This window comes from Streptococcus sp. CL6.35 (assembly GCF_049737915.1).
Taxonomy (GTDB): domain Bacteria; phylum Bacillota; class Bacilli; order Lactobacillales; family Streptococcaceae; genus Streptococcus.
The window spans coordinates 399,253-423,143 of sequence record NZ_JBKOTU010000001.1 but is presented as its reverse complement, the minus strand read 5'-3'; the positions used below and the strand labels follow the sequence as shown (position 1 = coordinate 423,143).

General features: G+C 37.4%; 30 protein-coding genes. 25 read left to right on the top strand and 5 right to left on the bottom strand.

The features are described 5' to 3' along the window. Positions 1–176 precede the first annotated feature (176 nt). From ACLNCP_RS02155 to ACLNCP_RS02125, 7 genes are all read left to right on the top strand, one after another. Positions 177–860, top strand: coding sequence for a response regulator transcription factor (locus ACLNCP_RS02155; protein ID WP_000276749.1), 684 nt, complete (start codon positions 177–179; stop codon positions 858–860). Beyond that, positions 853–1,422, top strand: a complete 570-nt coding sequence (locus ACLNCP_RS02150) for a hypothetical protein (protein ID WP_424843973.1) — start codon at positions 853–855, stop codon at positions 1,420–1,422. Before ACLNCP_RS02155 ends, ACLNCP_RS02150 begins: the two co-directional genes overlap by 8 nt. After that, entirely contained in the window at positions 1,403–2,194 is a 792-nt protein-coding gene (locus tag ACLNCP_RS02145; RefSeq protein ID WP_424843972.1) for a sensor histidine kinase, read from the top strand. Before ACLNCP_RS02150 ends, ACLNCP_RS02145 begins: the two co-directional genes overlap by 20 nt. Before the next feature lie 171 nt (positions 2,195–2,365). Then, positions 2,366–3,052, top strand: coding sequence for an ATP-binding cassette domain-containing protein (locus tag ACLNCP_RS02140; RefSeq protein WP_125442948.1), 687 nt, complete (start codon positions 2,366–2,368; stop codon positions 3,050–3,052). Continuing rightward, positions 3,049–3,789 carry a lantibiotic ABC transporter permease gene (locus tag ACLNCP_RS02135; protein WP_261220958.1) on the top strand — a complete coding sequence of 247 codons (741 nt, stop codon included), beginning with the start codon at positions 3,049–3,051 and terminating at the stop codon, positions 3,787–3,789. Before ACLNCP_RS02140 ends, ACLNCP_RS02135 begins: the two co-directional genes overlap by 4 nt. After that, on the top strand, positions 3,767–4,429 hold the full coding sequence (locus ACLNCP_RS02130; RefSeq protein ID WP_424843971.1) for an ABC transporter permease: 663 nt from the start codon (positions 3,767–3,769) through the stop codon (positions 4,427–4,429). The genes ACLNCP_RS02135 and ACLNCP_RS02130 overlap by 23 nt, the downstream gene beginning before the upstream one ends. A 162-nt stretch (positions 4,430–4,591) precedes the next feature. Next, entirely contained in the window at positions 4,592–5,254 is a 663-nt protein-coding gene (locus ACLNCP_RS02125) for a NisI/SpaI family lantibiotic immunity lipoprotein (RefSeq protein WP_424843970.1), read from the top strand. A 212-nt stretch (positions 5,255–5,466) separates the two neighbouring features. On the opposite strand, the gene gdhA is transcribed toward ACLNCP_RS02125, so the two are convergent. Beyond that, the gene (gene gdhA, locus ACLNCP_RS02120) at positions 5,467–6,813 is read right to left on the bottom strand and encodes an NADP-specific glutamate dehydrogenase (RefSeq protein WP_424843969.1); all 1,347 of its coding nucleotides are present in this window, start codon (positions 6,811–6,813) and stop codon (positions 5,467–5,469) included. Positions 6,814–7,043: 230 nt separating this feature from the next. Between gdhA and ACLNCP_RS02115 the strand changes: the two genes are divergently transcribed. From ACLNCP_RS02115 to ACLNCP_RS02085, 7 genes are all read left to right on the top strand, one after another. After that, a complete protein-coding gene (locus tag ACLNCP_RS02115; RefSeq protein ID WP_394865573.1) occupies positions 7,044–7,979 on the top strand; it encodes a dihydroorotate oxidase in 936 nt (311 codons plus the stop codon). A gap of 32 nt (positions 7,980–8,011) precedes the next feature. Next, positions 8,012–9,049 (top strand): DNA polymerase III subunit delta, encoded by a 1,038-nt coding sequence (holA, locus tag ACLNCP_RS02110; protein WP_424843968.1) that lies wholly within the window; start codon positions 8,012–8,014, stop codon positions 9,047–9,049. 177 nt (positions 9,050–9,226) lie between these two features. Further along, entirely contained in the window at positions 9,227–9,832 is a 606-nt protein-coding gene (gene sodA, locus ACLNCP_RS02105; protein ID WP_424843967.1) for a superoxide dismutase SodA, read from the top strand. Positions 9,833–9,988: 156 nt separating this feature from the next. Continuing rightward, entirely contained in the window at positions 9,989–10,519 is a 531-nt protein-coding gene (locus ACLNCP_RS02100; protein ID WP_424843966.1) for a YutD family protein, read from the top strand. Between the two features lie 20 nt (positions 10,520–10,539). Further along, a complete protein-coding gene (gene rlmN, locus ACLNCP_RS02095; protein ID WP_424843965.1) occupies positions 10,540–11,625 on the top strand; it encodes a 23S rRNA (adenine(2503)-C(2))-methyltransferase RlmN in 1,086 nt (361 codons plus the stop codon). Further along, complete coding sequence (locus ACLNCP_RS02090) at positions 11,625–12,107, top strand: VanZ family protein (protein ID WP_084950376.1); 483 nt, start codon at positions 11,625–11,627, stop codon at positions 12,105–12,107. Before rlmN ends, ACLNCP_RS02090 begins: the two co-directional genes overlap by 1 nt. A gap of 1 nt (position 12,108) precedes the next feature. Beyond that, on the top strand, positions 12,109–13,650 hold the full coding sequence (locus ACLNCP_RS02085; protein WP_000025378.1) for an ABC-F family ATP-binding cassette domain-containing protein: 1,542 nt from the start codon (positions 12,109–12,111) through the stop codon (positions 13,648–13,650). Between the two features lie 54 nt (positions 13,651–13,704). Here the strand turns inward: ACLNCP_RS02085 and ACLNCP_RS02080 are convergent, their stop codons facing one another. Continuing rightward, positions 13,705–14,508, bottom strand: a complete 804-nt coding sequence (locus ACLNCP_RS02080; protein WP_424843964.1) for a peptidylprolyl isomerase — start codon at positions 14,506–14,508, stop codon at positions 13,705–13,707. A gap of 453 nt (positions 14,509–14,961) precedes the next feature. Between ACLNCP_RS02080 and rpsP the strand changes: the two genes are divergently transcribed. The 8 genes from rpsP (at position 14,962) to ACLNCP_RS02040 (ending at position 18,917) form a co-directional block, all read left to right on the top strand. Further along, the gene (gene rpsP / locus ACLNCP_RS02075) at positions 14,962–15,234 is read left to right on the top strand and encodes a 30S ribosomal protein S16 (RefSeq protein WP_000268760.1); all 273 of its coding nucleotides are present in this window, start codon (positions 14,962–14,964) and stop codon (positions 15,232–15,234) included. A 19-nt stretch (positions 15,235–15,253) separates the two neighbouring features. Further along, positions 15,254–15,493, top strand: coding sequence for an RNA-binding protein KphA (kphA, locus tag ACLNCP_RS02070; RefSeq protein ID WP_000379617.1), 240 nt, complete (start codon positions 15,254–15,256; stop codon positions 15,491–15,493). Positions 15,494–15,536: 43 nt separating this feature from the next. After that, positions 15,537–15,854: a MazG nucleotide pyrophosphohydrolase domain-containing protein gene (locus ACLNCP_RS02065; protein WP_424843963.1), complete on the top strand. Its 318-nt coding sequence runs from the start codon at positions 15,537–15,539 to the stop codon at positions 15,852–15,854. 7 nt (positions 15,855–15,861) lie between these two features. Continuing rightward, positions 15,862–16,413 (top strand): hypothetical protein, encoded by a 552-nt coding sequence (locus ACLNCP_RS02060; RefSeq protein ID WP_424843962.1) that lies wholly within the window; start codon positions 15,862–15,864, stop codon positions 16,411–16,413. A 107-nt stretch (positions 16,414–16,520) separates the two neighbouring features. Next, complete coding sequence (locus ACLNCP_RS02055) at positions 16,521–17,309, top strand: alpha/beta fold hydrolase (protein ID WP_424843961.1); 789 nt, start codon at positions 16,521–16,523, stop codon at positions 17,307–17,309. 30 nt (positions 17,310–17,339) lie between these two features. Continuing rightward, positions 17,340–17,858 (top strand): ribosome maturation factor RimM, encoded by a 519-nt coding sequence (gene rimM, locus ACLNCP_RS02050; RefSeq protein WP_001105890.1) that lies wholly within the window; start codon positions 17,340–17,342, stop codon positions 17,856–17,858. Next, a complete protein-coding gene (gene trmD / locus ACLNCP_RS02045) occupies positions 17,848–18,567 on the top strand; it encodes a tRNA (guanosine(37)-N1)-methyltransferase TrmD (RefSeq protein ID WP_138029520.1) in 720 nt (239 codons plus the stop codon). The genes rimM and trmD overlap by 11 nt, the downstream gene beginning before the upstream one ends. 11 nt (positions 18,568–18,578) lie before the next feature. After that, entirely contained in the window at positions 18,579–18,917 is a 339-nt protein-coding gene (locus ACLNCP_RS02040; RefSeq protein WP_001196040.1) for an ATP cone domain-containing protein, read from the top strand. Between the two features lie 30 nt (positions 18,918–18,947). On the opposite strand, the gene ACLNCP_RS02035 is transcribed toward ACLNCP_RS02040, so the two are convergent. Further along, complete coding sequence (locus tag ACLNCP_RS02035) at positions 18,948–19,268, bottom strand: hypothetical protein (RefSeq protein WP_001216096.1); 321 nt, start codon at positions 19,266–19,268, stop codon at positions 18,948–18,950. Between the two features lie 98 nt (positions 19,269–19,366). Here ACLNCP_RS02035 and ACLNCP_RS02030 point away from each other — a divergent pair, with 98 nt between their 5' ends. After that, the gene (locus ACLNCP_RS02030) at positions 19,367–19,582 is read left to right on the top strand and encodes a YdbC family protein (RefSeq protein ID WP_000807422.1); all 216 of its coding nucleotides are present in this window, start codon (positions 19,367–19,369) and stop codon (positions 19,580–19,582) included. Between the two features lie 53 nt (positions 19,583–19,635). Here ACLNCP_RS02030 and ACLNCP_RS02025 read toward each other — a convergent pair whose 3' ends face one another. Next, on the bottom strand, positions 19,636–20,172 hold the full coding sequence (locus ACLNCP_RS02025; protein WP_023946412.1) for a biotin transporter BioY: 537 nt from the start codon (positions 20,170–20,172) through the stop codon (positions 19,636–19,638). Between the two features lie 188 nt (positions 20,173–20,360). After that, positions 20,361–21,707, bottom strand: coding sequence for a glutathione-disulfide reductase (gor, locus tag ACLNCP_RS02020; protein WP_023946413.1), 1,347 nt, complete (start codon positions 21,705–21,707; stop codon positions 20,361–20,363). Between the two features lie 290 nt (positions 21,708–21,997). On the opposite strand from gor, the gene ACLNCP_RS02015 reads away from it, so the two are divergent. Next, positions 21,998–23,206 (top strand): efflux RND transporter periplasmic adaptor subunit, encoded by a 1,209-nt coding sequence (locus ACLNCP_RS02015; protein ID WP_033684942.1) that lies wholly within the window; start codon positions 21,998–22,000, stop codon positions 23,204–23,206. Further along, positions 23,190–23,891: an ABC transporter ATP-binding protein gene (locus tag ACLNCP_RS02010; protein WP_000811471.1), complete on the top strand. Its 702-nt coding sequence runs from the start codon at positions 23,190–23,192 to the stop codon at positions 23,889–23,891. Before ACLNCP_RS02015 ends, ACLNCP_RS02010 begins: the two co-directional genes overlap by 17 nt.

Genomic DNA, 23,891 nt, shown 5'->3' with positions numbered 1-23,891 from the left:
TTAGATTATTAAATATTACGAATTTTGTTCAAGATAGTGTAAAATAGATTTGTACTAGTTTCTAAAAATTTAATTTAAAAAATAAAGAACAATTACAAATTGATGCATTGAAACTATTCTTTGTCAAGAATACGGAGCTTTGCAGGTAGTTCTCTAAAATTTTTTGAGGTGATAGAATGTATAAGATATTAGTTGTAGATGACGATTTTGAAATTTTGAAACTGATGCGAACTATTTTAGAAATGAAAAACTATCAGGTAACGACGTATCAAGAAGTCACCGTACCAATCAATATTAATAATTTCAAAGGATTTGATTTGATTTTATTAGATGTAATGATGCCTAATATAGATGGTATGCAAATTTGTAAGCAGATTAGAAATAAAGTAAGCTCCCCTATTATTTTTGTTAGTGCAAAAGATACCGAAGAAGATATAGTATCAGGATTGAATTTAGGAGGAGATGACTATATTACAAAACCTTTCAGCATCAATCAATTAATTGCCAAAGTTGCTGCAAATCTTAAACGAGAAGAACGATACAAACAAGGTGAATTAAGTAATCAAATTGTTCGAGAATTATCTCCAATAACGATTTATTTACAAGAAAAAATTGTTTGTATTAATGGAGATAGTCTTGCCTTTACAAGTAGGGAATATGATATCATAGAGCTATTATCTAGCAATCCAAGAAAAATTTTTACTGTACAAGATATATATGAAAACGTTTATGATGATGATGCTGAAACCCTCTTTCGTTCAATATCTGAGTATATCTATCAAATAAGATTAAAATTCTCATCCTATGGAATTAATCCTATAAAAACAGTTAGAGGTATGGGATACAAGTGGCATGATTAAGAAGAATAGTACAATTAGAGGACGTATAATAAGGACTGTTTTAGAACTAGTAACAGGTACGTTACTGAGTATACTTTTATTTTTTATATTTACTTATTTGCTTGTTTTTACAGGACAATTAAATGTATACGACTCTAAAATTGAAATTTCAGTGAGTGATACCAGCAATTTAAGTGATGTAGTTCAAGCAATGAATAACTCTATATTTGACTATGTTGTATTTAATCGCAAGACAGGTACAATTGAAGAGGGTAATTATCAAAAAAAGGATTTGCCTGCCTATCGAGAAGTTTTTGATAAAAATGAATCTGTAAGTAATAGTGAGGTGTATTATGGGTATTATGCTAATTCAGAGATTGTACTTACTGTCAGGCAACCCATGATACCTGAGTTTGTTAATCCGAATTTGCGTCACATTTCATTTAATCTATTTTCTTATTTATTTTTCTTCGTTTTCGAAACGATTTTACTCATTTGGTCACTTACAAGATTAATAAAAGAATTTTCAAAAAATTTTCTACTTATACAAAAAAGCTTTAAACATGGGGCAGTTAACATTTAAAGAAAAAAACATTCCCGCTCAAATACAAGAGTTCGATGAAATTCTCTCTGTATTATATCAAAAGGACGACGAGTTAACTAATTTACTCAAATCAGAGAGAAGGGAGAAGGAAGATTTATCTTTTCAAGTTAGTGCATTAGCTCATGATGTAAAAACTCCTTTAACAGTACTAAAGGGAAATTTAGAGTTGCTTGAATTAACTAACCTGACTGATCAACAGAAGGAATATACTCAGTCAATGAATAACAGTATAGTGATTTTTGAAAGATACTTTAGTTCAATGATTGATTATTCAAGATTACTAATTGAAGATAAAGATTATGGGGAACAGATATATTTACCTGATTTTTTAAGTGATCTGTCAGTAGAGGCGAAATCTGTAATGAATAATGCAAAGGTTGATTTCAAAATTATTAATACTACAAAATTAATGTTTTTTAAGGGAAATCGTTTTAATTTAAATAGGGCATTAATTAATATTTTAGCAAATGCAGCAAGATATAGTTCTGGAGAAAAAAAAGTTACTCTTACTATCATTGAGGAAACAGAGTATATTAATTTTGGAGTGTGGAACAATGGTCTCCCTTTTACTGAACAGTCCTTATTAAATGCAGATAAGTTATTTTATACTGAGAATAAAGGTAGGAATAATAAGCACTATGGTTTAGGGTTAGCATTTGCTAAACAAGTTGCAACTAGACATTTTGGAGAATTGTTTTTATCAAATCCAGATAGAGGTGGTGCTCAAGTGACGTTGCTTATTAAAAAATAATTCTATAGGGATATATTAGATACCTTCCACATAATAGTTATGTATATAAAAATAGATAATCTTCTAAATTGAGGAATATCTATTTTTTTATTTTTTAAAATTGAAAAGTCTGAACAAATTTTGAAAAATAAAGTGTAACATACAAGTATAAAACAAGGAGGAATTATAGTTATGAATATACAAGTTCAAAAACTTAGAAAATCATATAAGGATAGAGAAGTGCTGAAAAATATTTCTTTTGAAATAAAAGAGGGAAGTATTTGTGGATTATTAGGTATCAATGGTGCAGGAAAATCAACAATTATGAAGATTATTTTTGGTCTTGAAAACGCTGACAGTGGTGCGGTTATTTTTAATGGGGGAAAAAATGCGGGCATATATGAGATTGGAGCGCTTATTGAAACTCCTGCTATCTATATGAACTTATCTGCATTTGATAACTTAAAAACTAGAGCATTGTTATATGACATTTCTGACGAACGAATTAATGAAGTATTAAACTTGATTGGGCTATCTAATACGGGAAAGAAAAAAGCAGGGAGCTTTTCTTTAGGTATGAAACAACGTTTGGGATTAGGTATGGCAATAATTACTAGTCCAGATTTGCTCATTTTAGATGAACCTACCAATGGATTAGATCCAAATGGTATAAAGGAATTATTGAATTTAATGATTTCTTTAAAGAAATCAGGAATGACAATTCTTTTATCTAGCCATCAACTGTATGAAGTTAGTAAAGTGGCAGATAAAATTGTTATTTTACATGATGGTCAAATTTTTTACGACGGTTCGAATGTTCAAAGTGATGATTTAGAATCTTTATTTTTTAGAATTGTTCATGGAGGTGACGCAATATGATAAAAATATTTAAATCAGAATGGTTAAAACAGCGAAAAAATACATCCAAAAAATTCTTGATAATAGCTCCGGGCTTGTCGATTTTAATAGCGGTATTACTTGTTGGACCAAGCATTATAGAAAGTTTTTCAATATATTGGTGGGAAGCCGTCTTTTTGTATACACTTATTGGCTTGTTGTTTTTATATGATTATAGAGCAGAAGAAGCTGCAGGAAACTTCCAGAATATATACTTTCGAAATGATAGCATAAAAATATATATCGTAAAGATACTTTTAAAATTAAAAGATTTACTCATTTCTAACGTATGGTTTTTAGCTATATTATTATTTACAAGTAATTTTTTGTATGCCGACTTAATATCATTGAATATAATTGGTGACTTAATTGGTTTAGTACTTATTTCGATAACATCCATATGGGTATTGCCACTCTTGTATCTATTTTCGAAATGGATCAATCCCTATATCCTAGTATCTATTAACTCCTTGATTTGTTTTTTGGTTGCACCTTTTATCGCTCAAAGTAGCTTTTGGTTCTTCTTTCCTTTTACATATCATTATAAAATTGCTTATAGTCTTATGTATATAAAACCGTCAGGAGATCTAGATTTAACAAATCATGTAACAGACGTTAAAATGGTAGTATTTGCCGTATTTCTATCATTGATTCTATTTATCGTTTCTTTGTTAATGTTAAATTGGAGGTTAAGTAATGATCCAATTGCTAAAAAGTGAAATGATTAAATTTAAAGGTTCGTATCAACTATACATTATTTTGATTTTGTCTACTATACAACTATTGACAATTCCAATTTACATATTATCTGTAAATAACACAATTGTATTGGAAAATATTATCTTTTTACCGATGTTAGGCTATTGTATGATAACTACTATAATCACTTTATTAGTATCTGAACAAGAAATCAATGCTAATAAATATCAGAATATTAGAAGCGGGAGAAATATATCCAGTATATGGGGAGCGAAACTTTTTGTGTTAGATTTACTATTATCTTTACTCACTATTCCTTTATGGGTAGTTGTAGGTATAGAGTTAGAACACTTTTCATATTATTTTTACGTAGGAATAGTTAGTTGGTTATTACTAATATTGTTAAATCATTTCCACATGCTATTGACATTGTTTATTGCGAAAGGCGGCAATTTACTTATAGCTGTTGTAGAAAGTTTATTTATAGTATTTGCAACAAATAAAGTTTTTCTTAATATTTTTTGGATTCCAGTAATTTTACCAGTTAATATAATTTTAGAAAATAATTTTAGAAGCACAACCTATTTATTAGCTTTAACTTTTTATGTTGTATTATTGTTTGTTGCTAATTTAGTAATTGTGAGCAGAAAAGGTGTTTAATTATATTTTCTGATGGAAATGAATGGAGTGTTAAATTTTTGGATGGAAGTTTGGGAATTGTTTTGACTTTACTTTATAACCAAAATAAATCTGTAAAGACATATTGGAGAGAGGCGTTATTGATTTTTGATAATTTAACTATAGAAAATTAGGAGGAGAACTATGAAATTCAAAAAGATCTATCTTTCCGTAATTTTTTTCTTAAGTTTACTTGGATTGACTGGATGCACATATGAGAAGTATGATGTTAAATTTCTCGACTCAAGTTATAATCGATTTGATTATAAAGGAGAGCATTATGGTGTAACTAATCAATTAATTTCATATGAAGATATTGAAAGTAAAGTAAGCAATCATGATGATACTTATGAAATATCTTACGATGATTCCAATAATGAAATAAAGAATGATTTGTTGGAGATTGGTGACTTATATCAGACCAAGAGTAGAGAATTTGCCATAAAAATTGATAGTACTTTCTATAAATGTAGACTACTTGATAATATTTCTAAAGAAGAACTCCTAAAAGTTTCTGACTTATTTTATGTTCACTTAGTAGGAGGATTTGCTATCAATGAGCAAGAAGCCAGAGAGTTGAAGATAGGGGAACAATCATTTACAATTACTGAAGAAATTATTCCAAAAGAAGAGCTTAGTGCTACAGTTGCTAACTTAGATAATCAAGTGAAGTCTGTCACTAGATTATCAGGGGAGCATGAAAGTTGGAAATATGGAGAAATATGTTCTTTAGAAAATCAGTCTATCCACGAGAAAGTAGCAGTTAAATTGAATGGAGAATATCATTTGGCCTTCTTAAGAAGTTGAACTGGGTAAAAAGTATTTAAAAGAAAAAAGCGCCAAATAATAGAGCGACTACATTAGTAGCTTAAAAACATGATTAAACCGCTATTCTTAGGAGTAGCGGTTTTTCTTTTTTTGGCTAGTGGGTAAGAAGGGGGCGAGTAAGTAATTTTCTAACTGTTTAACTCAACCAAAAAATCCTCAATCGGAGCGATTGAGGATTAAGCAAATAAATCTTAAACAATACCTTGTGCAATCATAGCATTTGCTACATTTTCAAAGGCAGCAATGTTAGCTCCTGCAAGGTAGTCTTTATCAAGACCGTATGTTTCTGAAGTTGTTTTAGCTGTGTTAAAGATGTTTGTCATGATGCCTTTGAGACGTCCATCAACTTCTTCACGAGTCCATGAGAGGCGAAGGCTATTTTGGCTCATTTCAAGAGCTGAAACGGCTACACCACCAGCGTTGGCAGCTTTTGCAGGTCCGTAGAAGATACCATTTTCTTTGTAGACTTTGATGGCATCAAGGTCGCTTGGCATGTTGGCACCTTCAGATACACAGATAACTCCTTGAGCAACCAAACGTTTAGCTGCTTCACCATTGATTTCGTTTTGAGTCGCACATGGAAGAGCGATATCGTAGTTACCAGCGTAAGTCCATACAGAACCTTCATGATAAGTAGCAGTTGCTTTCTCAGCTGCATACTCAGTCAAACGAGCGCGACGTTTTTCTTTAACATCAACCAAAAGATCGAAGTCAATACCGTTTTCATCGATAACATAGCCGTTTGAGTCAGAAACAGAGATAACTGTTGCACCAAGTTCAGTCGCTTTTTGAAGAGCGTATTGAGCAACGTTACCAGAACCTGAAATAACAACTTTCTTACCAGCAAAGCTGTTACCGTTAGCTTTAAGCATTTCTTCAGTGTAGTAAACCAAACCGTAACCAGTTGCTTCTGGACGAATCAAGCTACCACCAAATCCAAGAGGTTTACCAGTCAAGACACCAGCATCAAATTGGTTAAGACGCTTGTATTGACCATAAAGGTAACCAATTTCACGTCCACCAACACCGATATCACCAGCAGGTACGTCAAGTGATGGGCCGATGTATTTTTGCAATTCAGTCATGAAGCTTTGGCAGAAGCGCATCACTTCAGCATCTGTTTTACCTTTAGGATCGAAGTCTGATCCACCTTTACCTCCACCAATAGGAAGTCCAGTCAAGACGTTTTTAAAGATTTGTTCAAATCCGAGGAATTTCAAAATCCCTTGGTTTACAGTTGGGTGGAAACGAAGTCCGCCTTTATATGGTCCAACAGCTGAGTTGAATTGAACACGGTAGCCACGGTTTACTTGAACTTTTCCATCACGGTCTACCCAAGGAACACGGAAAGAAATCACGCGCTCTGGTTCAGTAATACGTGCCAAGATATTTTCTTCGATATACTCAGGGTGTTTTTCAAATACAGGTTCTAAAGTGTTGAAAAATTCTTCAACAGCTTGGAGGAACTCAGCCTCGTGCCCGTTACGAGCTTTTACAGTTTCAAACACGCTTTGGATATATTCTTTAGCAGATGTCATATCGTTCTCCTTTTGTTGTCATATTTTATTACGTGAGTCATTATAGCAGAATTTTTTTAAACTGTAAAGAGAAAAAACAAAAATTTTCTAAAAATTCTATCAATTTAGTTTTGAGACTTTTTGAAAATAGATAAAAAACGAACCTTTTTCTTATAAATGCCTTTCTTAAAGAGAAAATCTGAAAATATGGTATAATATTAGCAATAAAAGGAATCTGGAGGATCAGAATCATGGTATCAACGAAAACACAAATAGCTGGCTTTGAGTTTGACAATTGTTTGATGAATGCAGCAGGTGTGGCTTGTATGACGATAGAGGAGCTGGAAGGGGTTAAAAACTCAGCGGCAGGAACTTTTGTGACCAAGACAGCGACCTTGGACTTTCGTCAGGGAAACCCTGAGCCACGTTATCAAGATGTTCCACTTGGTTCTATCAACTCTATGGGCTTGCCGAATAATGGCTTAGACTATTATTTGGACTATCTTTTGGACTTGCAGGAAAAAGAGACAAACCGAACTTTCTTTCTATCTCTAGTTGGCATGTCTCCAGAGGAAACCCATACTATCTTGAAAAAAGTCCAAGAGAGTGAGTTTCGTGGTCTGACTGAGCTAAATCTCTCCTGTCCAAATGTTCCAGGTAAACCTCAGATTGCCTATGATTTTGAGACAACAGACCGGATTTTGACAGAAGTATTTGCCTACTTCACCAAACCTCTTGGAATTAAATTGCCACCATATTTTGATATTGTTCACTTTGATCAAGCGGCAGCTATTTTCAACAAGTATCCGCTTAAGTTTGTCAACTGCGTCAACTCAATCGGAAACGGCCTTTATATAGAAGATGAGTCTGTCGTTATTCGTCCTAAAAATGGTTTCGGTGGCATTGGTGGCGAGTATATCAAACCGACTGCTCTTGCTAATGTTCACGCATTTTATCAACGCTTAAACCCTCAAATCCAAATCATCGGAACAGGTGGCGTGTTGACTGGTCGTGATGCCTTTGAACATATCCTCTGTGGAGCAAGTATGGTGCAGGTAGGAACAACCCTTCACAAAGAGGGAGTTGGTGCTTTTGACCGTATTACTATTGAACTGAAAGAAATCATGGCGGAAAAAGGGTACGAGAGCCTAGAAGATTTCCGTGGGAAATTGCGCTATATCGATTAAATTCATTAAAAAATCAGAAGAAAGGAGAGAAGATGCTAGCCATTGAAGAAAGTCAGAAGTTGACTTTATCAAATTTACCTAGTCTGAGCCTATTTACAGGGACAGATCAGGGTCAGTTTGAAGTGATGAAGAGTCAAGTATTGAAACAGATTGGCTATGATTCTGCTGACCTCAACTTTGCCTACTTTGATATGAAAGAAGTAGTTTACAAGGATGTGGAACTGGAGTTAGTCAGCCTTCCTTTCTTTGCGGATGAGAAAATCGTGATATTGGATCATTTTGTCGATATCACGACTGCAAAAAAACGCTTTTTGACAGATGATGAGCTCAAGTCATTTGAGGAATACCTTGACAATCCTTCACCAACAACCAAGTTGTTAATCTTTGCTGAAGGAAAGCTGGATAGCAAAAGACGGTTGGTTAAATTGCTGAAGCGTGATGCTCATGTCTTTGATGCAGTAGAAGCCAAAGAACAAGAATTGCGTCAGTATTTCCAAAAGTGGAGCCAGAAACAAGGTCTGCATTTTACCAATCATTCTTTTGAAAATCTTCTCATCAAGTCGGGTTTTCAATTTAGCGAAATCCAGAAAAATCTCCTCTTTTTACAGTCCTATAAGGAAGACTCTGTTATCGAGGAAGAGGATATTGTTAACGCAATTCCCAAGACCTTGCAGGACAATATTTTTGATTTAACTCAGTTTATTCTGACTAAAAAGATGGACCAGGCGCGCGATTTGGTTAGAGACTTGACCTTGCAAGGAGAAGATGAAATCAAGCTCATTGCAGTCATGTTAGGACAATTTCGGACTTTTACTCAGGTGAAGATTTTGTCGGAGTCTGGGCAAACAGAATCACAGATTGCAAGTAGTCTAGGTAGTTATCTGGGACGCACTCCCAATCCCTATCAAATCAAGTTTGCGCTGAGAGATTCGCGAGGACTTTCCTTGAGCTTTCTGAAGCAAGCTATTTCTTATTTGATTGAGACAGATTATCAGATTAAGACAGGTCTTTATGAAAAAGGTTTCCTTTTTGAAAAGGCACTCCTACAGATTGCTAGTCAGGTCAATTAATCCTATCTGAAAAAATTTTTTAACCCGCGTCAAAATTATCTTGTCGTGGGTTTCTTGCTGATTTGCCTGTTTTATTAGAAAGTATCTCAGTGATTTCTTCATCTATAAGCAAAAAACTTGAAAAAAGTGAATGTTTGCGTTATCATTTTCATATAGAAAGAAAAAGAGGTATTACAGATGGCTATTATCTTACCAGATCTTCCATATGCATACGACGCTTTGGAACCATACATCGATGCGGAAACAATGCACTTGCACCATGACAAACACCATCAAACTTATGTCAACAACGCTAATGCAGCTCTTGAAAAACACCCTGAAATCGGTGAAGACCTTGAAGCCTTGCTTGCTGATGTAGAATCTATCCCAGCTGATATCCGTCAAGCACTTATCAACAATGGTGGTGGACACTTGAACCACGCTCTTTTCTGGGAATTGATGACCCCTGAAAAAACAGCTCCATCAGCAGAACTTGCAGCAGCAATCGATGCAACATTTGGTTCATTTGAAGACTTCCAAGCGGCCTTTTCAGCAGCAGCTATAACTCGCTTCGGTTCTGGATGGGCATGGTTGGTTGTCAACAAAGAAGGGAAACTTGAAGTGACTTCAACAGCAAACCAAGACACACCAATCTCAGAAGGTAAAAAACCGATCTTGGGCTTGGACGTTTGGGAACATGCTTACTACGTGAAATACCGCAACGTGCGTCCTGACTATATCAAAGCTTTCTTCTCAGTGATCAACTGGAACAAAGTAGATGAATTGTACGCAGCTGCTAAATAATGGTATATGGAGGGAAGAATTGTTCTTCTCTTTTTTAGGTTATATGATTCTGGTCTGATAAAATCGTCAGACTTTTTTCATTTTTATGAGAAACGTGCTAACTGCTAGAAATTATGGTAGAATAAAGTATTAAGTAATCGTGGAAAAAGGATATCTATGCGAAAAGAAATTGCACCTGAATTATACAACTATAACAAGTTTCCTGGTCCTGAGTTCCATTTGCATGGGGACAAGGTCGAAACGGAAGGGATAGCTTTTTCCTTGGTGGAAAATATCAAGGATGCCTTTGATGTGACGGCTTTTAATCAGCGTTTTTCAGAAGTCTTAACCAAGTTTGATTATATCGTGGGGGACTGGAGCAACGAACAGCTTCGCCTACGAGGGTTTTACAAGGATGACCGAACAGAGGAAAATCTTGAAAAAATCAGTCGTTTACAAGACTATCTTTTAGAGTATTGTAGTTATGGTTGTGCCTATTTTGTCTTAGAAAATGAAGCCCCTAAGCGAGCATCATTTGACAAGAAAATGCGTAAGAAGGAAGAAGAACTGCCTTCTAGAAAAGGAAAGAAGCCGACTCAAACCAAACGAAAACCGAATGCAGATAAGAAAAATAGACGTCGTCAGAAAGACCAGCATTCTCAGAAAGAGGACAAGGGGCAACGTCATTTTGTCATTCGTCAGAAGTGAGTAGAGAATAAGGAGAAGAAATGAAACCGTCAATTTATAGTTTAACACGTCAAACCATGAAGGAATGGGTATTGGAGCAGGGAGAAAAGAAATTCCGTGCAGATCAAATCTGGGAATGGCTCTATCGTAAACGTGTTCAGTCATTTGAAGAAATGACCAACCTTTCAAAAGATTTGATTGCTAAGCTCAATGACCAGTTTGTGGTCAATCCCTTGAAACAACGTATTGTTCAAGAGTCTGCTGATGGGACTGTCAAATATCTCTTTGAGTTGCCTGATGGTATGTTGATCGAGACTGTACTCATGCGTCAACACTATGGTTTGTCAGTCTGTGTGACCACTCAGGTTGGCTGTAATATTGGTTGTACCTTCTGTGCGTCAGGCTTGATTAAGAAGCAACGTGACCTTAATAACGGTGAAATTGTAGCGCAGATCATGCTGGTTCAGAAATACTTCGATGAGCGTGGTCAGGACGAACGCGTCAGCCATATCGTTGTCATGGGAATCGGTGAGCCCTTTGATAACTACAACAATGTCTTGAATTTCGTTCGTACTATCAATGATGACAAGGGAATGGCCATCGGTGCTCGTCACATTACGGTTTCAACTTCAGGTTTGGCCCATAAAATTCGTGATTTTGCTAATGAAGGAGTTCAGGTCAATCTTGCCGTTTCCCTTCACGCACCTAATAATGAACTGCGCTCAAGCATCATGAAGATTAACCGTGCCTTTCCGATTGAAAAACTCTTTGCTGCTATTGAGTATTATATCGAAACAACCAATCGTCGTGTAACCTTTGAGTATATCATGCTCAATGAAGTCAATGATGGTGTAGAACAAGCCTTGGAATTGGCTGAATTGCTCAAGAATATCAAGAAATTGTCTTATGTAAACTTGATTCCTTATAACCCAGTTAGTGAGCATGACCAATATAGCCGTAGTCCTAAAGAGCGCGTCCTGGCCTTCTATGATACGCTTAAGAAAAAAGGTGTTAACTGTGTTGTTCGTCAAGAGCATGGTACTGATATTGATGCAGCTTGTGGACAATTGCGTTCTAATACAATGAAACGTGACCGCCAGAAAGCAGTCGCAGCAGTCAATCCTTAATGATGAAGAAGACTTATAATCGTATTTTGGTCTGGGGAGTCATTTTCTATAGTATTTGTATCGTTTACTTTTGCTTTACTCCTCAAGAACATTCTCCCGTGGGGGTGGAAACTCCAGGTATTCAGCATCTTGGACGCCTGGTTTTTCTTTTGACTCCTTTCAATTCTCTCTGGAAACTGGGTGAGGTGAGTGACATAGGACAATTATGTTGGCTTTTTCTACAAAATATCCTCAATGTCTTCTTACTTTTTCCTCTGATTTTCCAACTCCTTTATCTCCTTCCAAATTTGCGTAAGACAAGAAAAGTGATCTTTTTCAGTTTTCTTATAAGCCTAGGAATTGAGTGTACGCAGTTAGTCTTAGATTTTTTCTTTGATTTTAATCGCGTCTTTGAGATTGATGATTTGTGGACCAATACCTTGGGTGGCTATCTGTCTTGGCTTCTCTATAAACAATTACATAAAAACAAGATAAGGAATTAAAATGAGTATTTTAGAAGTTAAAAATCTGAGTCATGGTTTTGGTGACCGTGCAATTTTTGAAGATGTGTCCTTCCGCCTCCTTAAGGGAGAACATATCGGTCTGGTCGGTGCCAATGGTGAAGGAAAATCAACCTTTATGAGCATTGTGACTGGTAAAATGCTGCCAGATGAAGGAAAGGTTGAGTGGTCCAAATATGTGACTGCGGGTTACTTGGATCAACACTCAGTCCTTGCTGAAGGGCAGTCGGTACGCGATGTTCTCCGTACAGCCTTTGATGAGCTTTTCAAAGCGGAAGCCCGGATCAATGACCTTTATATGGAAATGGCTGAAGATGGAGCGGATGTTGATGCTCTCATGGAAGAAGTGGGAGAACTTCAAGACCGTCTGGAGAGTCGTGATTTCTATACCTTGGATGCTAAGATTGATGAAGTAGCGCGCGCCCTTGGTGTCATGGACTTTGGCATGGATACGGATGTAACTTCTTTGTCAGGTGGGCAAAGAACCAAGGTGCTTTTGGCTAAACTCCTCCTTGAAAAGCCCGATATCTTGCTTTTGGACGAGCCGACCAACTACTTGGATGCTGAGCATATTGACTGGCTCAAGCGCTATCTCCAAAACTATGAGAATGCCTTTGTCCTTATTTCGCATGATATTCCATTCTTGAACGACGTGATTAATATTGTCTACCATGTGGAGAATCAACAGCTGACGCGTTATTCTGGTGATTACTACCAGTTCCAAGAAGTCTATGCTATGAAGAAATCTCAGCTAGAGGCAGCCTACGAACGTCAGCAGAAAGAGATTGCGGACCTCAAGGACTTCGTCGCTCGAAACAAAGCGCGTGTTGCAACACGAAATATGGCCATGTCTCGTCAGAAGAAATTGGATAAGATGGATATTATCGAACTGCAAAGTGAGAAACCAAAACCATCCTTTGATTTCAAACCGGCTCGTACACCAGGGCGCTTTATTTTCCAAGCCAAGGATTTGCAAATTGGTTATGATCGTCCTCTGACCAAGCCTTTAAATCTTACCTTTGAACGTAATCAAAAGGTTGCTATTATCGGGGCAAATGGCATCGGGAAAACAACTCTCTTGAAGTCCCTATTGGGCATTATTCCACCAATCGCTGGAGAGGTTGAACGTGGAGACTACCTAGAACTTGGCTACTTTGAACAAGAAGTAGAAGGTGGCAATCGTCAAACACCACTAGAGGCTGTTTGGAATGCCTTTCCAGCTCTCAACCAAGCAGAAGTTCGTGCAGCCCTTGCCCGTTGTGGTTTGACAACCAAGCATATTGAAAGCCAAATTCAGGTCTTGTCAGGTGGGGAACAAGCCAAGGTTCGTTTCTGTCTCTTGATGAATCGTGAAAACAACGTTTTAGTGCTGGACGAGCCGACCAACCACTTGGATGTGGATGCCAAGGATGAACTCAAACGTGCTCTCAAAGAATACAAGGGATCTATCCTTATGGTCTGTCACGAACCAGACTTCTATGAAGGCTGGATGGACCAAATATGGGATTTTAATAATCTAACTTAAAAATGAGGATAAAAGAAATACAGTACCGAATGTGGATACTGTATTTTTTGGTTTTTATGATTTAAAATCGTAGTCTTTCACCACTTCGATGCTGTCAATTGTGATAGCAGTAGTTGGCTTGTCTTTTTCATCTTTTTCGGCTTTAGCAATCTTATCTACAACATCCATACCGTCAATCACTTGACCAAAGACTGGGTGTTTGCCATCAAGACTAGGATTTCCCCCTTCTTTGTAGGCTTCGATGATTTTCTTTGGATACTTGCTTGCAGGGAGTTTAGCAGAGGTATCTGTAGAGTTTTGGTTGATGAAGAACTGGCTGCCATTGGTGTTTGGTTGACCAGTATTAGCCATTGAAAGTGAACCACGGATATTATAAAGATAAGGAGAAATCTCGTTTTTAAAACCAGTTCCCTTGTCTTTTGTCTTATCCTTGTCATGCCAGATGGACTGACCGCCTGTACCGTCCCCTTTTGGATCTCCAGTCTGGACCATAAAGCCATCGATAACACGGTGGAAGGTAATACCGTTATAGTAGCCTTCTTTGGCATGAGTGAGGAAATTTTCAACCGCTAGAGGAGCGAGTTTAGGGAAGAGCTTAATGCGAATATCACCTTGGCTCGTGTGGAGAATCACCTCGGCTTCATCTTCAGTAACTTCTTTAGATAGTTGTGGGAAATTGGCGTTTTCGTTTGTCAAAGCATCATTTAACTCCTTGGCAGATTGGGCTGCTGCTTTAGAACTTTCTTCGGCAGCAAGACTGGAATCCACATAGTCATCACCACGCAAACTACGTTGGATGCTGCTACATCCAGCTAGAGCTACAGTGGATAGTAAAAGAAGTGTTGCTAGTTTTTTCATTCTGATCCTCTCAAAAATTCATTTCTACCATTGTACCTTAAAAGGAAGGGGATTTCAAATGTTAGTGACAAGGTAGTTTAAGAGGAATCCAACCCAAAATTACTTGATTAGAGATTCTTCTTTGGATGACGGTCGATAATATCCTTGCATTGTTCCAGTATCTGCTCCCCCTTTGGAGTCAATTTGTATCCACGATTGCCAATTCCTCTTCTGAAAAGTTGTCATGAAGGGCTTGACTTGATGGTCTTTATAAAATGTTTCTAAAATAGTATTCACGGATAGCTTCTTTCAAACATTTATTTCCTACTTCTAACAAATTTCTAAATGGTTTAAAAATTTTATAGTCTGTCAAGTTTTTTTCTTGACACCTGCCAGAAATCTGCTATAATAGAACATGTGATAAATAGCTCAGCTATTTCACCGAAATAAAAAATAAGAAAAGAGACTTTAAAAATGGCAGTTAAAATCCGTTTGACTCGTATGGGTTCTAAGAAAAAACCTTTCTACCGTATCAACGTAGCAGATTCACGTTCACCACGTGACGGACGTTTCATCGAAACAGTTGGAACTTACAACCCACTTGTTGCTGAAAACCAAGTAACTTTGAAAGAAGACCGCGTTCTTGCATGGTTGGCTGATGGAGCTCAACCTTCAGATACAGTTCGCAACATCCTTTCAAAAGAAGGTGTATTGAAGAAATTCCACGATTCTAAATTCTCAAAATAAATTTAAAGTAGGTTGACAGATGGATACGATTGAAAATCTCATTATTGCGATTGTGAAACCCTTGATTTCACAACCAGATGCCTTAACTATCAAGATTGAAGATACACCAGAGTTTTTGGAATATCATTTGGATCTTGATCAAAGCGATGTGGGTCGTGTAATCGGTCGTAAGGGTCGCACTATTTCTGCGATAAGAACGATTGTCTACTCTGTCCCAACTGAAGACAAAAAAGTAAGAATCGTTATTGACGAAAAATAAGAAGGGCGGGACGAATGTCTCGCTTTTTTTGCAAGGAGAAAGAATGAGAGATTTAACAGTTAGACAACTAGAGGAATATTTACTTGACCATTACCGACAATCTAGAACAGAAGAAGGGCTTTTTATTAAGCTAGTAGAAGAAGTTGCTGAGGTTTTAAATGGACGCTCTGGTCGAAAAGAGGGAGTTCAAGATTCGAACGAGGAACTAGCAAAAGAATTGGCTGATATCATTCACTACACTGTCGCAATTGTGGCCATCAACGACATAGATCTAACCAAGACCATTTTTGAAAAAGACAAAAAGGCGGCTATCAAATATCAGCATGAACGAGATTTGGAAGGCTTTTTGAAAGAAAACTGAAAAAAGAATGAATATTGATTGTGTTTTTAACATAGATTGGTCAATGTATATTGATTGGCTATTACGAATTTTACAAATTGCAACATTTATTGCTGTGATTATAAAGATAACGTTTCAGAATAAGGCCTATATCAATAATATCGAAATTCAGGTAATTAAACCAATCGAATTTGATTCCTTACATACGAGATTTCATCATATATATGAGTTTAAACATGATGAAAATGATAAACATTATAACCATTTGATTTTTTATCCAAAGGAAGTTGATATTGAAATTATAGAATTTTATTCTTTAATCTATGATTCAAAAAGTAATCGTTTAGTTGATAATGATAAACTGCATACAGTTAAAAATTTAAAGAATTATACATGCTTATTGATTCATACAAATTTACCAGAGAATATGCCTAGTTTAAGAATGAAATGGAAAACAAGTCAGGGTGAAATTGGCGAGTATACATTTTATAGTAATATGTATAATGGGAATGTGAATATCTCATCTTTCAAATATAAATTAACATTAAAGAGGAAACTATTAGCACTTTTTGGACTATAGCGACACCTCTATGTATCTTCCTCCAACTTGAGAAAATCTTTGGAACGTGATAAAATAAAGGATAAGGATTTTTAATAATTCATTATATAGAATGAGTGGATTTCTTTATGAAGAGGTTTGAAGTATCTACAGAAATTGGTAGTCTCTCTGTTACTTATCAAAAGCAAAAGAAAATGCTAGTTTGTTTAAGTGGCGCAGGTTTGCTACCAAGTTATGAAAATTTTTCACTTATACTTGAAAAACTTCCTCCTACAATTGGTTATTTGACTATTGATTTTCCGAACACAGGTAGGAGTCCGATTCATGACCAAGCTGGAAAAAATCTAGATAATCTTGCAGATGCGGTTTATGAAGTATTTGAAGAATTAGGGATTTCTGAATATATACTTTGTGCACATAGTTTGAGTGGAATTTTAGCTTGCAAATTGCTCAACAAACCAATTAAGTGTCATGCTTTAGTAGCAATTGAACCGACAACTAAAAACGTCATGTTTGCTGATTTTTCAGAAAATCCTTATCCAGAAATGGAAGAGCAGATGAGGCTGATTGAGGAGTGTGGTCCTAAACTTTATTTTAAGAACTTAACTCAAGCAACATTTAGACCTGAAATTAATAAAGAAATCTGGGAAATAATGCAGGGAAAAGGCTCAGAGTTGGAAAATCAAGATCCAGGATTTCAGATATCTGGAGAGATTACTGAGGAAGATTTTGAGAATTTGTCGATAGAAACTTGTACCCCTGTATTTATTTTTTGTCAGGCTTATAGAGAAAAAGAGTACAGAGAATCAGAATATTGGACTTCCAATACTAAACTCATTTTAGGAGGGAATCACCATTATTTACAATGGTCAGAATCAGAAAAAATTGTGACTATTATTCGAGAATTGTCAGAATAAGATGGAAAGAAATAGAGTACAGGAGACAAGATGAACTACTTTAATGTTGGGAAAATCGTCAATACGCAGGGGTTGCAGGGTGAGATGCGAGTCTTGTCTGTGACGGATTTTGCAGAAGAACGGTTTAAAAAAGGGGCTGAGCTAGCTTTATTTGATGAAAAAGATCAGTTTGTTCAAACAGTGACTATCGCTAGTCACCGTAAACAGAAGAATTTTGACATTATTAAATTCAAAGATATGTACCATATCAATGCTATTGAAAAGTACAAGGGATACAGTCTCAAGGTTGCTGAGGAAGATTTAAATGACCTAGACGATGGTGAATTTTATTATCACGAGATTATCGGTTTGGAAGTCTATGAGGGTGATAACTTGATTGGAACCATCAAGGAAATCCTGCAACCAGGTGCCAACGATGTCTGGGTGGTCAAGCGAAAAGGCAAGCGTGATTTATTATTGCCTTATATCCCACCAGTGGTTCTCAATGTTGATATTCCAAATAAACGGGTCGATGTGGAAATCTTAGAAGGGTTAGACGATGAAGATTGATATTTTAACCCTCTTTCCAGAAATGTTTTCTCCACTGGAACACTCAATTGTTGGAAAGGCTCGAGAAAAAGGGCTCTTGGATATCCAGTATCATAATTTTCGAGAAAATGCTGAAAAGGCCCGCCATGTAGACGATGAGCCCTACGGAGGCGGTCAGGGGATGTTGCTCCGAGCCCAACCCATTTTCGATTCCTTTGATGCTATTGAAAAGAAAAATCCGCGCGTTATTCTCCTCGATCCAGCTGGAAAGCAGTTTGATCAGGCCTATGCTGAGGATTTGGCTCAAGAGGAAGAGTTAATCTTTATCTGTGGGCACTATGAGGGTTATGATGAGCGTATTAAGACCTTGGTGACAGATGAGATTTCCCTGGGGGACTATGTCTTGACTGGTGGAGAGTTGGCAGCCATGACCATGATTGATGCGACGGTTCGCCTGATTCCAGAAGTGATTGGCAAGGAGTCTAGCCACCAAGATGATAGTTTTTCTTCAGGCCTTCTCGAATACCCTCAGTACACACGCCCCTACGATTATCGAGGGATGGTCGTGCCAGATGTACTGATGAGTGGACACCATGAAAAGATTCGTCAGTGGCGCCTGTATGAGAGTTTAAAGAAAACCTACGAGCGCAGACCGGATTTGCTTGAACATTATCAACTGACAGCAGAAGAAGAAAAAATGCTGGCAGAAATTAAAGAAAACAAAGAATAAAGGAGATACCTATGCAAGTAATCAAACGTGATGGTGAAATTGCTGAATTTAATCCAGATAAGATTTACCAAGCTATCTTAAAGGCAGCCCAGACTGTCTATGTATTGACAGATGATTTGCGTCAAAACCTTGCACAAGTCACTAAGAAAGTGGTTTTGGATTTGGAAGAGGCCAAGGTGGAACGTGCTACCATCAGCATGATTCAGTCTATGGTTGAACATCGTTTACTGGGTGCAGGTTACATTACCATAGCAGAACACTACATTTCCTATCGTCTACAACGTGACTTGGAAAGAAGTGGTTATGGAGATCATATCGCGGTTCATTTACATTTTGAACAAATTCGCTAAGAAAAAAGAGTGGGATGAAGCAACTACATCTCACTCTTTCTTAAATCTATTTTTTTGGGCTGTTTGGACAGTTGAAGGGACAAATCGTAGGCGTTGAATATCGCTTATGCGGATAATACGGGTCACATTTTTAGCAAAATTTTTCACGATAATTTGCTGGCGTTGCTGATCGTATTTGATGATGTCACCTGTAAAACTTGTCTCAGACAAGATAAGGTGAACAGCAGTTTGTTTCTGGATAGCCTCTTCAATAGTGGCTGTAAGGGAGTTGCTTTCAGTCTGGTCTGGTTGGTCATGTCCATTTAAAAAGTCATGTATTTTATCTAGAACTTGCTGGAATTTATGTCTCATATTGGCCTCCCTTCTTTTATATCAATATTATATAAAATTTTCCTAAAATCTACAAGATTTTACGAATAATCAAATGAAAGCAAAAAAAGGAGAAGAAAATGGCAGAATTTACATTTGAAATCGAAGAGCACTTGTTGACTCTTTCTGAAAACGAAAAAGGTTGGACCAAGGAAATCAACCGTGTGAGCTTTAATGGAGCCCCTGCAAAGTTTGATATTCGTGCTTGGAGTCCAGACCATACTAAAATGGGTAAAGGGATCACTCTCTCAAATGAAGAATTTCAAACGATGGTGGATGCCTTTAAAGGCAACTAAGTTGTCAAAATGAATGAAAAGGATATTGAGTCATGACAACTCGATATCCTTTTTTAGTTAGCAAAGTAAGCTTGATTTTTAAGGCGTTGAAGTAATGGACGGCTAATAAAACTAATAGCAATAATTTTACCAAGGTCTGGAATGATAAAGGGAATGACCCCCACAACAAGAGCTTTTTCAAATGCCATTCCAGCAAGAAAATGTAAGCTGAGAATCCCGCCGACAAAGACAAGGGCATCACCCAAGAGGTTTGCAAGAAAAATCTTGACAACACTACTCTTGCTGTTGGTTAGAGAGGATGTAAGTCCAGAATAAACAAGATAAAACCAAAGATAGCCTGCAGTAGGACCAACTAAAGCCTGAAAACCAGCTCCACCTCCTGCAAAAACAGGAAGACCGATAGCACCTAGAAGAAGATAGAGTCCAACAGAAAGTACAGCCTCTCTTGGTCTAAAGACAGTTGCAATCAAGCCGATTGCAAAGTTTTGCAGAGTGAAGGGAACAGGTCCAATTGGAAGACTGATTTGTGCCAAAACAGCAATGAGAGCAGCTCCAATAGCAGGGATAGCATAAATATGAGCTTTTTTCAAAATAGTTAACCTCTTTTCTGATGTATAGTAACTATTATACTCGTAGAGTAATTATTGTCAACCAATTTTTTAAAACAAGGTAACAAAAACTGTAACGGCCGATTTTGCTTATTGGTTAAGTTGTTTTCATCGATTCGAAAACATCAAAAAAGAAGCAGATACATTTGTATCAGCTTCTTTTATTTCGATTAACGCATAGTTACAAATTCTTCAGATGCAGTTGGGTGAATCGCCACAGTTGCATCAAAGTCTGCCTTGGTTGCTCCCATTTTGATAGCAACGGCAAATCCTTGAATCATTTCATCAACACCATAGCCAATTCCATGAAGTCCGACAACTTTTTCTTCTGAACCTGCTGTGATCAATTTGAAACGTGTTTCTTGACGGTTGTCAGTGCAAGCAGAGTACATAGACGTAAAGCTTGATTTGTAAACCTTGATTTGGTCTTGACCGTATTCTTTAATAGCTTGCTCTTCTGTCAAACCAACCGTTCCGATAGCAGGGTGTGAAAAGACAACAGTTGGAATAGTTGAGTAATCCATTTTTGCAGTTGTTTTGCCGTTAAAGAGACGTTCAGACAAAGTACGTCCAGCCTTGATAGCAACTGGAGTTAGTTCTTTTTCGCCTGTTACATCACCTAAAGCGTAGATTCCCTCAACAACAGTATTTTGGTATTCATCCACTTGGATAAAGCCACGTTCGTTCAGAGTTACTCCAGCTTTTTCAAGTTGCAAGCCCTTAACGTTTGGACGGCGACCAGTAGCCCAGATAACTTGACTAGCTGTGTGACTAGTACCATCCTCGAAATGAATGGTAATGCCATCAGTAGTTTTTTCTAACTTGACAGGGACTTTGTGAGTATGAAGTGGCAAGTTTGTTCTTTCCATTTCCTTTACCAGTCCTTCAACGATGTAAGAATCAAAACTACGTAAAGGACGATCACGACGAACAAAGAGGTCTGTCTTGACACCAAAGGTGTGGAGTACTCCAGCCAATTCAACGGCGATATAACCCGCGCCTAGAATAGCAACTGACTCTGGTAATCCTTCCCAAGCAAATACATCATCAGAAGAGCCACCTAGCTCAGCACCAGGAATATTTGGAATACTTGGATGGGCACCAGTAGCAATCACGATATGTTTAGCACGAATCAGTTCACCATTTACGCTGACAGTATGAGAATCTACAAATTCAGCATGGCCTTCAATCAAGTCTACTCCGTTGCGTTTAAAACTGCCATCATAAGAAGAACGAGCACGATCAATATAGGCTTCACGATTGCGACGTAGGGTAGCAAAGTCAAAGTTAAGATCAGTAGTCTTAAAGCCGTAGTCTTCTCCAAATTGATGGAAAGTCTCAGCGATTTGCGCCCCGTACCACATGATTTTTTTAGGAACACAACCGACGTTGACACAGGTTCCACCTAATTTCTTTTCCTCAATAACGGCCGCTTTGGCTCCGTGTTCACCAGCACGGTTCATGGTAGCAATTCCTCCGCTACCTCCACCGATAGCAATGATATCGTATTCTCTCATTGAAAACTCCTTTATACTCTTTGAAATAGTAGAGTGTCATTTTTTGATAGTCATATTCTATCTTTTTTTTTATCTGATTGCAAAAATCTGCTACGTTCAAAAAAATTAAAGAAAAGGCTTGCAAAAAGGAAAAATAAAGTGTATTCTATAACTAGTACAATGGTAATAAAAATAGATTCCGAACAATAATCAAATCCTGAAATGTCATTATTTCGTTCTGAACGGTTATTGTTTATATTTGCTAATTTTTATATAATATTGTTAAGGACTTTAAATCAAAAAGGAGTTTCATTATGAAGAAGAATCGTAAAGCTAAAAAGTGGCAATTGTATGCAGCAATCGGTGCTGCAAGTGTAGTTGTATTAGGTGCTGGGGGGATTTTGCTCTTTAGACAACCATCTCAGACCGCTGTAAAAGATGAGCCTACTCATCTTGTTGTTGCCAAGGAAGGAAGCGTGGCGTCCTCTGTTTTATTGTCAGGGACAGTAACAGCAAAAAATGAACAATATGTTTATTTTGATGCTAGTAAGGGAGATTTAGATGAAATCCTTGTTTCTGTGGGTGATAAGGTCAGCGAAGGACAGGCTTTAGTCAAGTACAGTAGTTCAGAAGCCCAGGCGGCCTATGATTCAGCTAGCCGAGCAGTAGCTAAGGCAGATCGTCATATCAATGAACTCAATCAAGCACGAAATGAAGCCGCTTCAGCTCCGGCTCCACAGTTACCAGCACCAGCAGGAGGCGAAGGAGCTGCAGGGCAAACTCCAGCTCCAGTCTCAGGAAATGCAGTTTCATCTATTGATGCACAACTAGGTGATGCCCGTGATGCTCGTGCAGATGCAGAAGCGCAATTAAGTAAGGCTCAAAGTCAGTTGGATGCCATGACGGTTCTCAGTACCCTGGAGGGAACTGTGGTTGAAGTCAACCACAATGTTTCTAAATCTCCAACAGGAGCTAGTCAAGTAGTCGTTCATGTCGTAAGTAATGAAAACTTGCAAGTTAAGGGTGAACTATCTGAATATAACCTTGCCAACCTCTCTGTAGGACAAGAAGTAACCTTTACTTCTAAAGTTTACCAAGATAAGAGCTGGACAGGTAAGATTAGCTATATCTCTGACTATCCTAAAACTAGTGGTGAAGCAGCAAGTGCAGCTACTGCCGCAACAGGTGGTAATTCTGGTTCTAAATATCCATATACCATCGATGTTACAAGTGAAATCGGTGATTTGAAACAAGGATTCTCAGTAAGTGTTGAGGTTAAGAATAAGAGTAAAGCCATTTTGGTTCCTCTAACAAGTGTTGTGACTGAAAATGATAAGAACTATGTCTGGGTGCTTGACGAGCAGAAAAAGGCCAAGAAAGTGGAAGTTGGTTTGGGCAATGCTGATGCAGACAACCAAGAAATCACTTCAGGTCTGACAAATGGAGTCAAGGTCATCAGTAACCCAACGTCTTCTCTAGAGGAAGGAAAAGAGGTGAAGGCTGATGAAGCAACTAATTAGTCTAAAAAATATCTGCAGAAGCTACCGTAACGGTGACCAAGAACTGCAGGTTCTCAAAAATATCAACCTAGAAGTGAATGAGGGTGAATTTGTTGCCATCATGGGACCATCTGGTTCGGGTAAGTCTACTCTCATGAATACGATTGGTATGTTGGATACACCAACCAGTGGAGAATATTATCTTGAAGGCCAAGAAGTAGCTGGACTTGGTGAAAAACAACTAGCCAAGGTCCGCAATCAACAAATCGGTTTTGTCTTTCAGCAGTTTTTTCTTCTATCTAAACTTAACGCTCTGCAAAACGTAGAATTGCCCTTGATTTACGCGGGAGTTTCGGCTTCAAAACGTCGCAAGTTAGCTGAGGAGTATTTAGACAAGGTTGAATTGACAGAACGTAGTCATCATTTGCCTTCGGAATTATCTGGTGGTCAAAAGCAACGTGTAGCTATCGCGCGTGCCTTGGTAAACAATCCTTCTATTATCCTAGCGGACGAACCGACAGGAGCCTTGGATACCAAAACAGGTAACCAAATCATGCAACTATTGGTTGAACTAAATAAAGAAGGAAAAACTATTATCATGGTAACGCATGAGCCTGAAATCGCTGCTTATGCCAAACGCCAGATTGTCATTCGAGATGGAGTTATTTCGTCTGACAGTGCGCAGTTAGAAAAGGAGGAAAACTAA

What these genes read in the sequence shown, in the direction of transcription:
- ACLNCP_RS02065 (WP_424843963.1), top strand. Translation starts at nt 15,537, where the DNA reads ATGAGAGATTTAACAGTTAGACAACTAGAGGAATATTTACTTGACCAT.
- ACLNCP_RS02140 (WP_125442948.1), top strand. Translation starts at nt 2,366, where the DNA reads ATGAATATACAAGTTCAAAAACTTAGAAAATCATATAAGGATAGAGAA.
- ACLNCP_RS02090 (WP_084950376.1), top strand. Translation starts at nt 11,625, where the DNA reads ATGATGAAGAAGACTTATAATCGTATTTTGGTCTGGGGAGTCATTTTC.
- ACLNCP_RS02130 (WP_424843971.1), top strand. Translation starts at nt 3,767, where the DNA reads ATGATCCAATTGCTAAAAAGTGAAATGATTAAATTTAAAGGTTCGTAT.
- ACLNCP_RS02060 (WP_424843962.1), top strand. Translation starts at nt 15,862, where the DNA reads ATGAATATTGATTGTGTTTTTAACATAGATTGGTCAATGTATATTGAT.
- ACLNCP_RS02145 (WP_424843972.1), top strand. Translation starts at nt 1,403, where the DNA reads ATGGGGCAGTTAACATTTAAAGAAAAAAACATTCCCGCTCAAATACAA.
- holA (WP_424843968.1), top strand. Translation starts at nt 8,012, where the DNA reads ATGCTAGCCATTGAAGAAAGTCAGAAGTTGACTTTATCAAATTTACCT.
- ACLNCP_RS02125 (WP_424843970.1), top strand. Translation starts at nt 4,592, where the DNA reads ATGAAATTCAAAAAGATCTATCTTTCCGTAATTTTTTTCTTAAGTTTA.
- ACLNCP_RS02080 (WP_424843964.1), bottom strand. Translation starts at nt 14,508, where the DNA reads ATGAAAAAACTAGCAACACTTCTTTTACTATCCACTGTAGCTCTAGCT.
- ACLNCP_RS02040 (WP_001196040.1), top strand. Translation starts at nt 18,579, where the DNA reads ATGCAAGTAATCAAACGTGATGGTGAAATTGCTGAATTTAATCCAGAT.
- trmD (WP_138029520.1), top strand. Translation starts at nt 17,848, where the DNA reads ATGAAGATTGATATTTTAACCCTCTTTCCAGAAATGTTTTCTCCACTG.
- ACLNCP_RS02055 (WP_424843961.1), top strand. Translation starts at nt 16,521, where the DNA reads ATGAAGAGGTTTGAAGTATCTACAGAAATTGGTAGTCTCTCTGTTACT.
- ACLNCP_RS02135 (WP_261220958.1), top strand. Translation starts at nt 3,049, where the DNA reads ATGATAAAAATATTTAAATCAGAATGGTTAAAACAGCGAAAAAATACA.
- gdhA (WP_424843969.1), bottom strand. Translation starts at nt 6,813, where the DNA reads ATGACATCTGCTAAAGAATATATCCAAAGCGTGTTTGAAACTGTAAAA.
- ACLNCP_RS02085 (WP_000025378.1), top strand. Translation starts at nt 12,109, where the DNA reads ATGAGTATTTTAGAAGTTAAAAATCTGAGTCATGGTTTTGGTGACCGT.
- sodA (WP_424843967.1), top strand. Translation starts at nt 9,227, where the DNA reads ATGGCTATTATCTTACCAGATCTTCCATATGCATACGACGCTTTGGAA.
- ACLNCP_RS02010 (WP_000811471.1), top strand. Translation starts at nt 23,190, where the DNA reads ATGAAGCAACTAATTAGTCTAAAAAATATCTGCAGAAGCTACCGTAAC.
- ACLNCP_RS02030 (WP_000807422.1), top strand. Translation starts at nt 19,367, where the DNA reads ATGGCAGAATTTACATTTGAAATCGAAGAGCACTTGTTGACTCTTTCT.
- kphA (WP_000379617.1), top strand. Translation starts at nt 15,254, where the DNA reads ATGGATACGATTGAAAATCTCATTATTGCGATTGTGAAACCCTTGATT.
- ACLNCP_RS02155 (WP_000276749.1), top strand. Translation starts at nt 177, where the DNA reads ATGTATAAGATATTAGTTGTAGATGACGATTTTGAAATTTTGAAACTG.
- ACLNCP_RS02150 (WP_424843973.1), top strand. Translation starts at nt 853, where the DNA reads ATGATTAAGAAGAATAGTACAATTAGAGGACGTATAATAAGGACTGTT.
- rimM (WP_001105890.1), top strand. Translation starts at nt 17,340, where the DNA reads ATGAACTACTTTAATGTTGGGAAAATCGTCAATACGCAGGGGTTGCAG.
- ACLNCP_RS02035 (WP_001216096.1), bottom strand. Translation starts at nt 19,268, where the DNA reads ATGAGACATAAATTCCAGCAAGTTCTAGATAAAATACATGACTTTTTA.
- gor (WP_023946413.1), bottom strand. Translation starts at nt 21,707, where the DNA reads ATGAGAGAATACGATATCATTGCTATCGGTGGAGGTAGCGGAGGAATT.
- rlmN (WP_424843965.1), top strand. Translation starts at nt 10,540, where the DNA reads ATGAAACCGTCAATTTATAGTTTAACACGTCAAACCATGAAGGAATGG.
- ACLNCP_RS02100 (WP_424843966.1), top strand. Translation starts at nt 9,989, where the DNA reads ATGCGAAAAGAAATTGCACCTGAATTATACAACTATAACAAGTTTCCT.
- ACLNCP_RS02115 (WP_394865573.1), top strand. Translation starts at nt 7,044, where the DNA reads ATGGTATCAACGAAAACACAAATAGCTGGCTTTGAGTTTGACAATTGT.
- rpsP (WP_000268760.1), top strand. Translation starts at nt 14,962, where the DNA reads ATGGCAGTTAAAATCCGTTTGACTCGTATGGGTTCTAAGAAAAAACCT.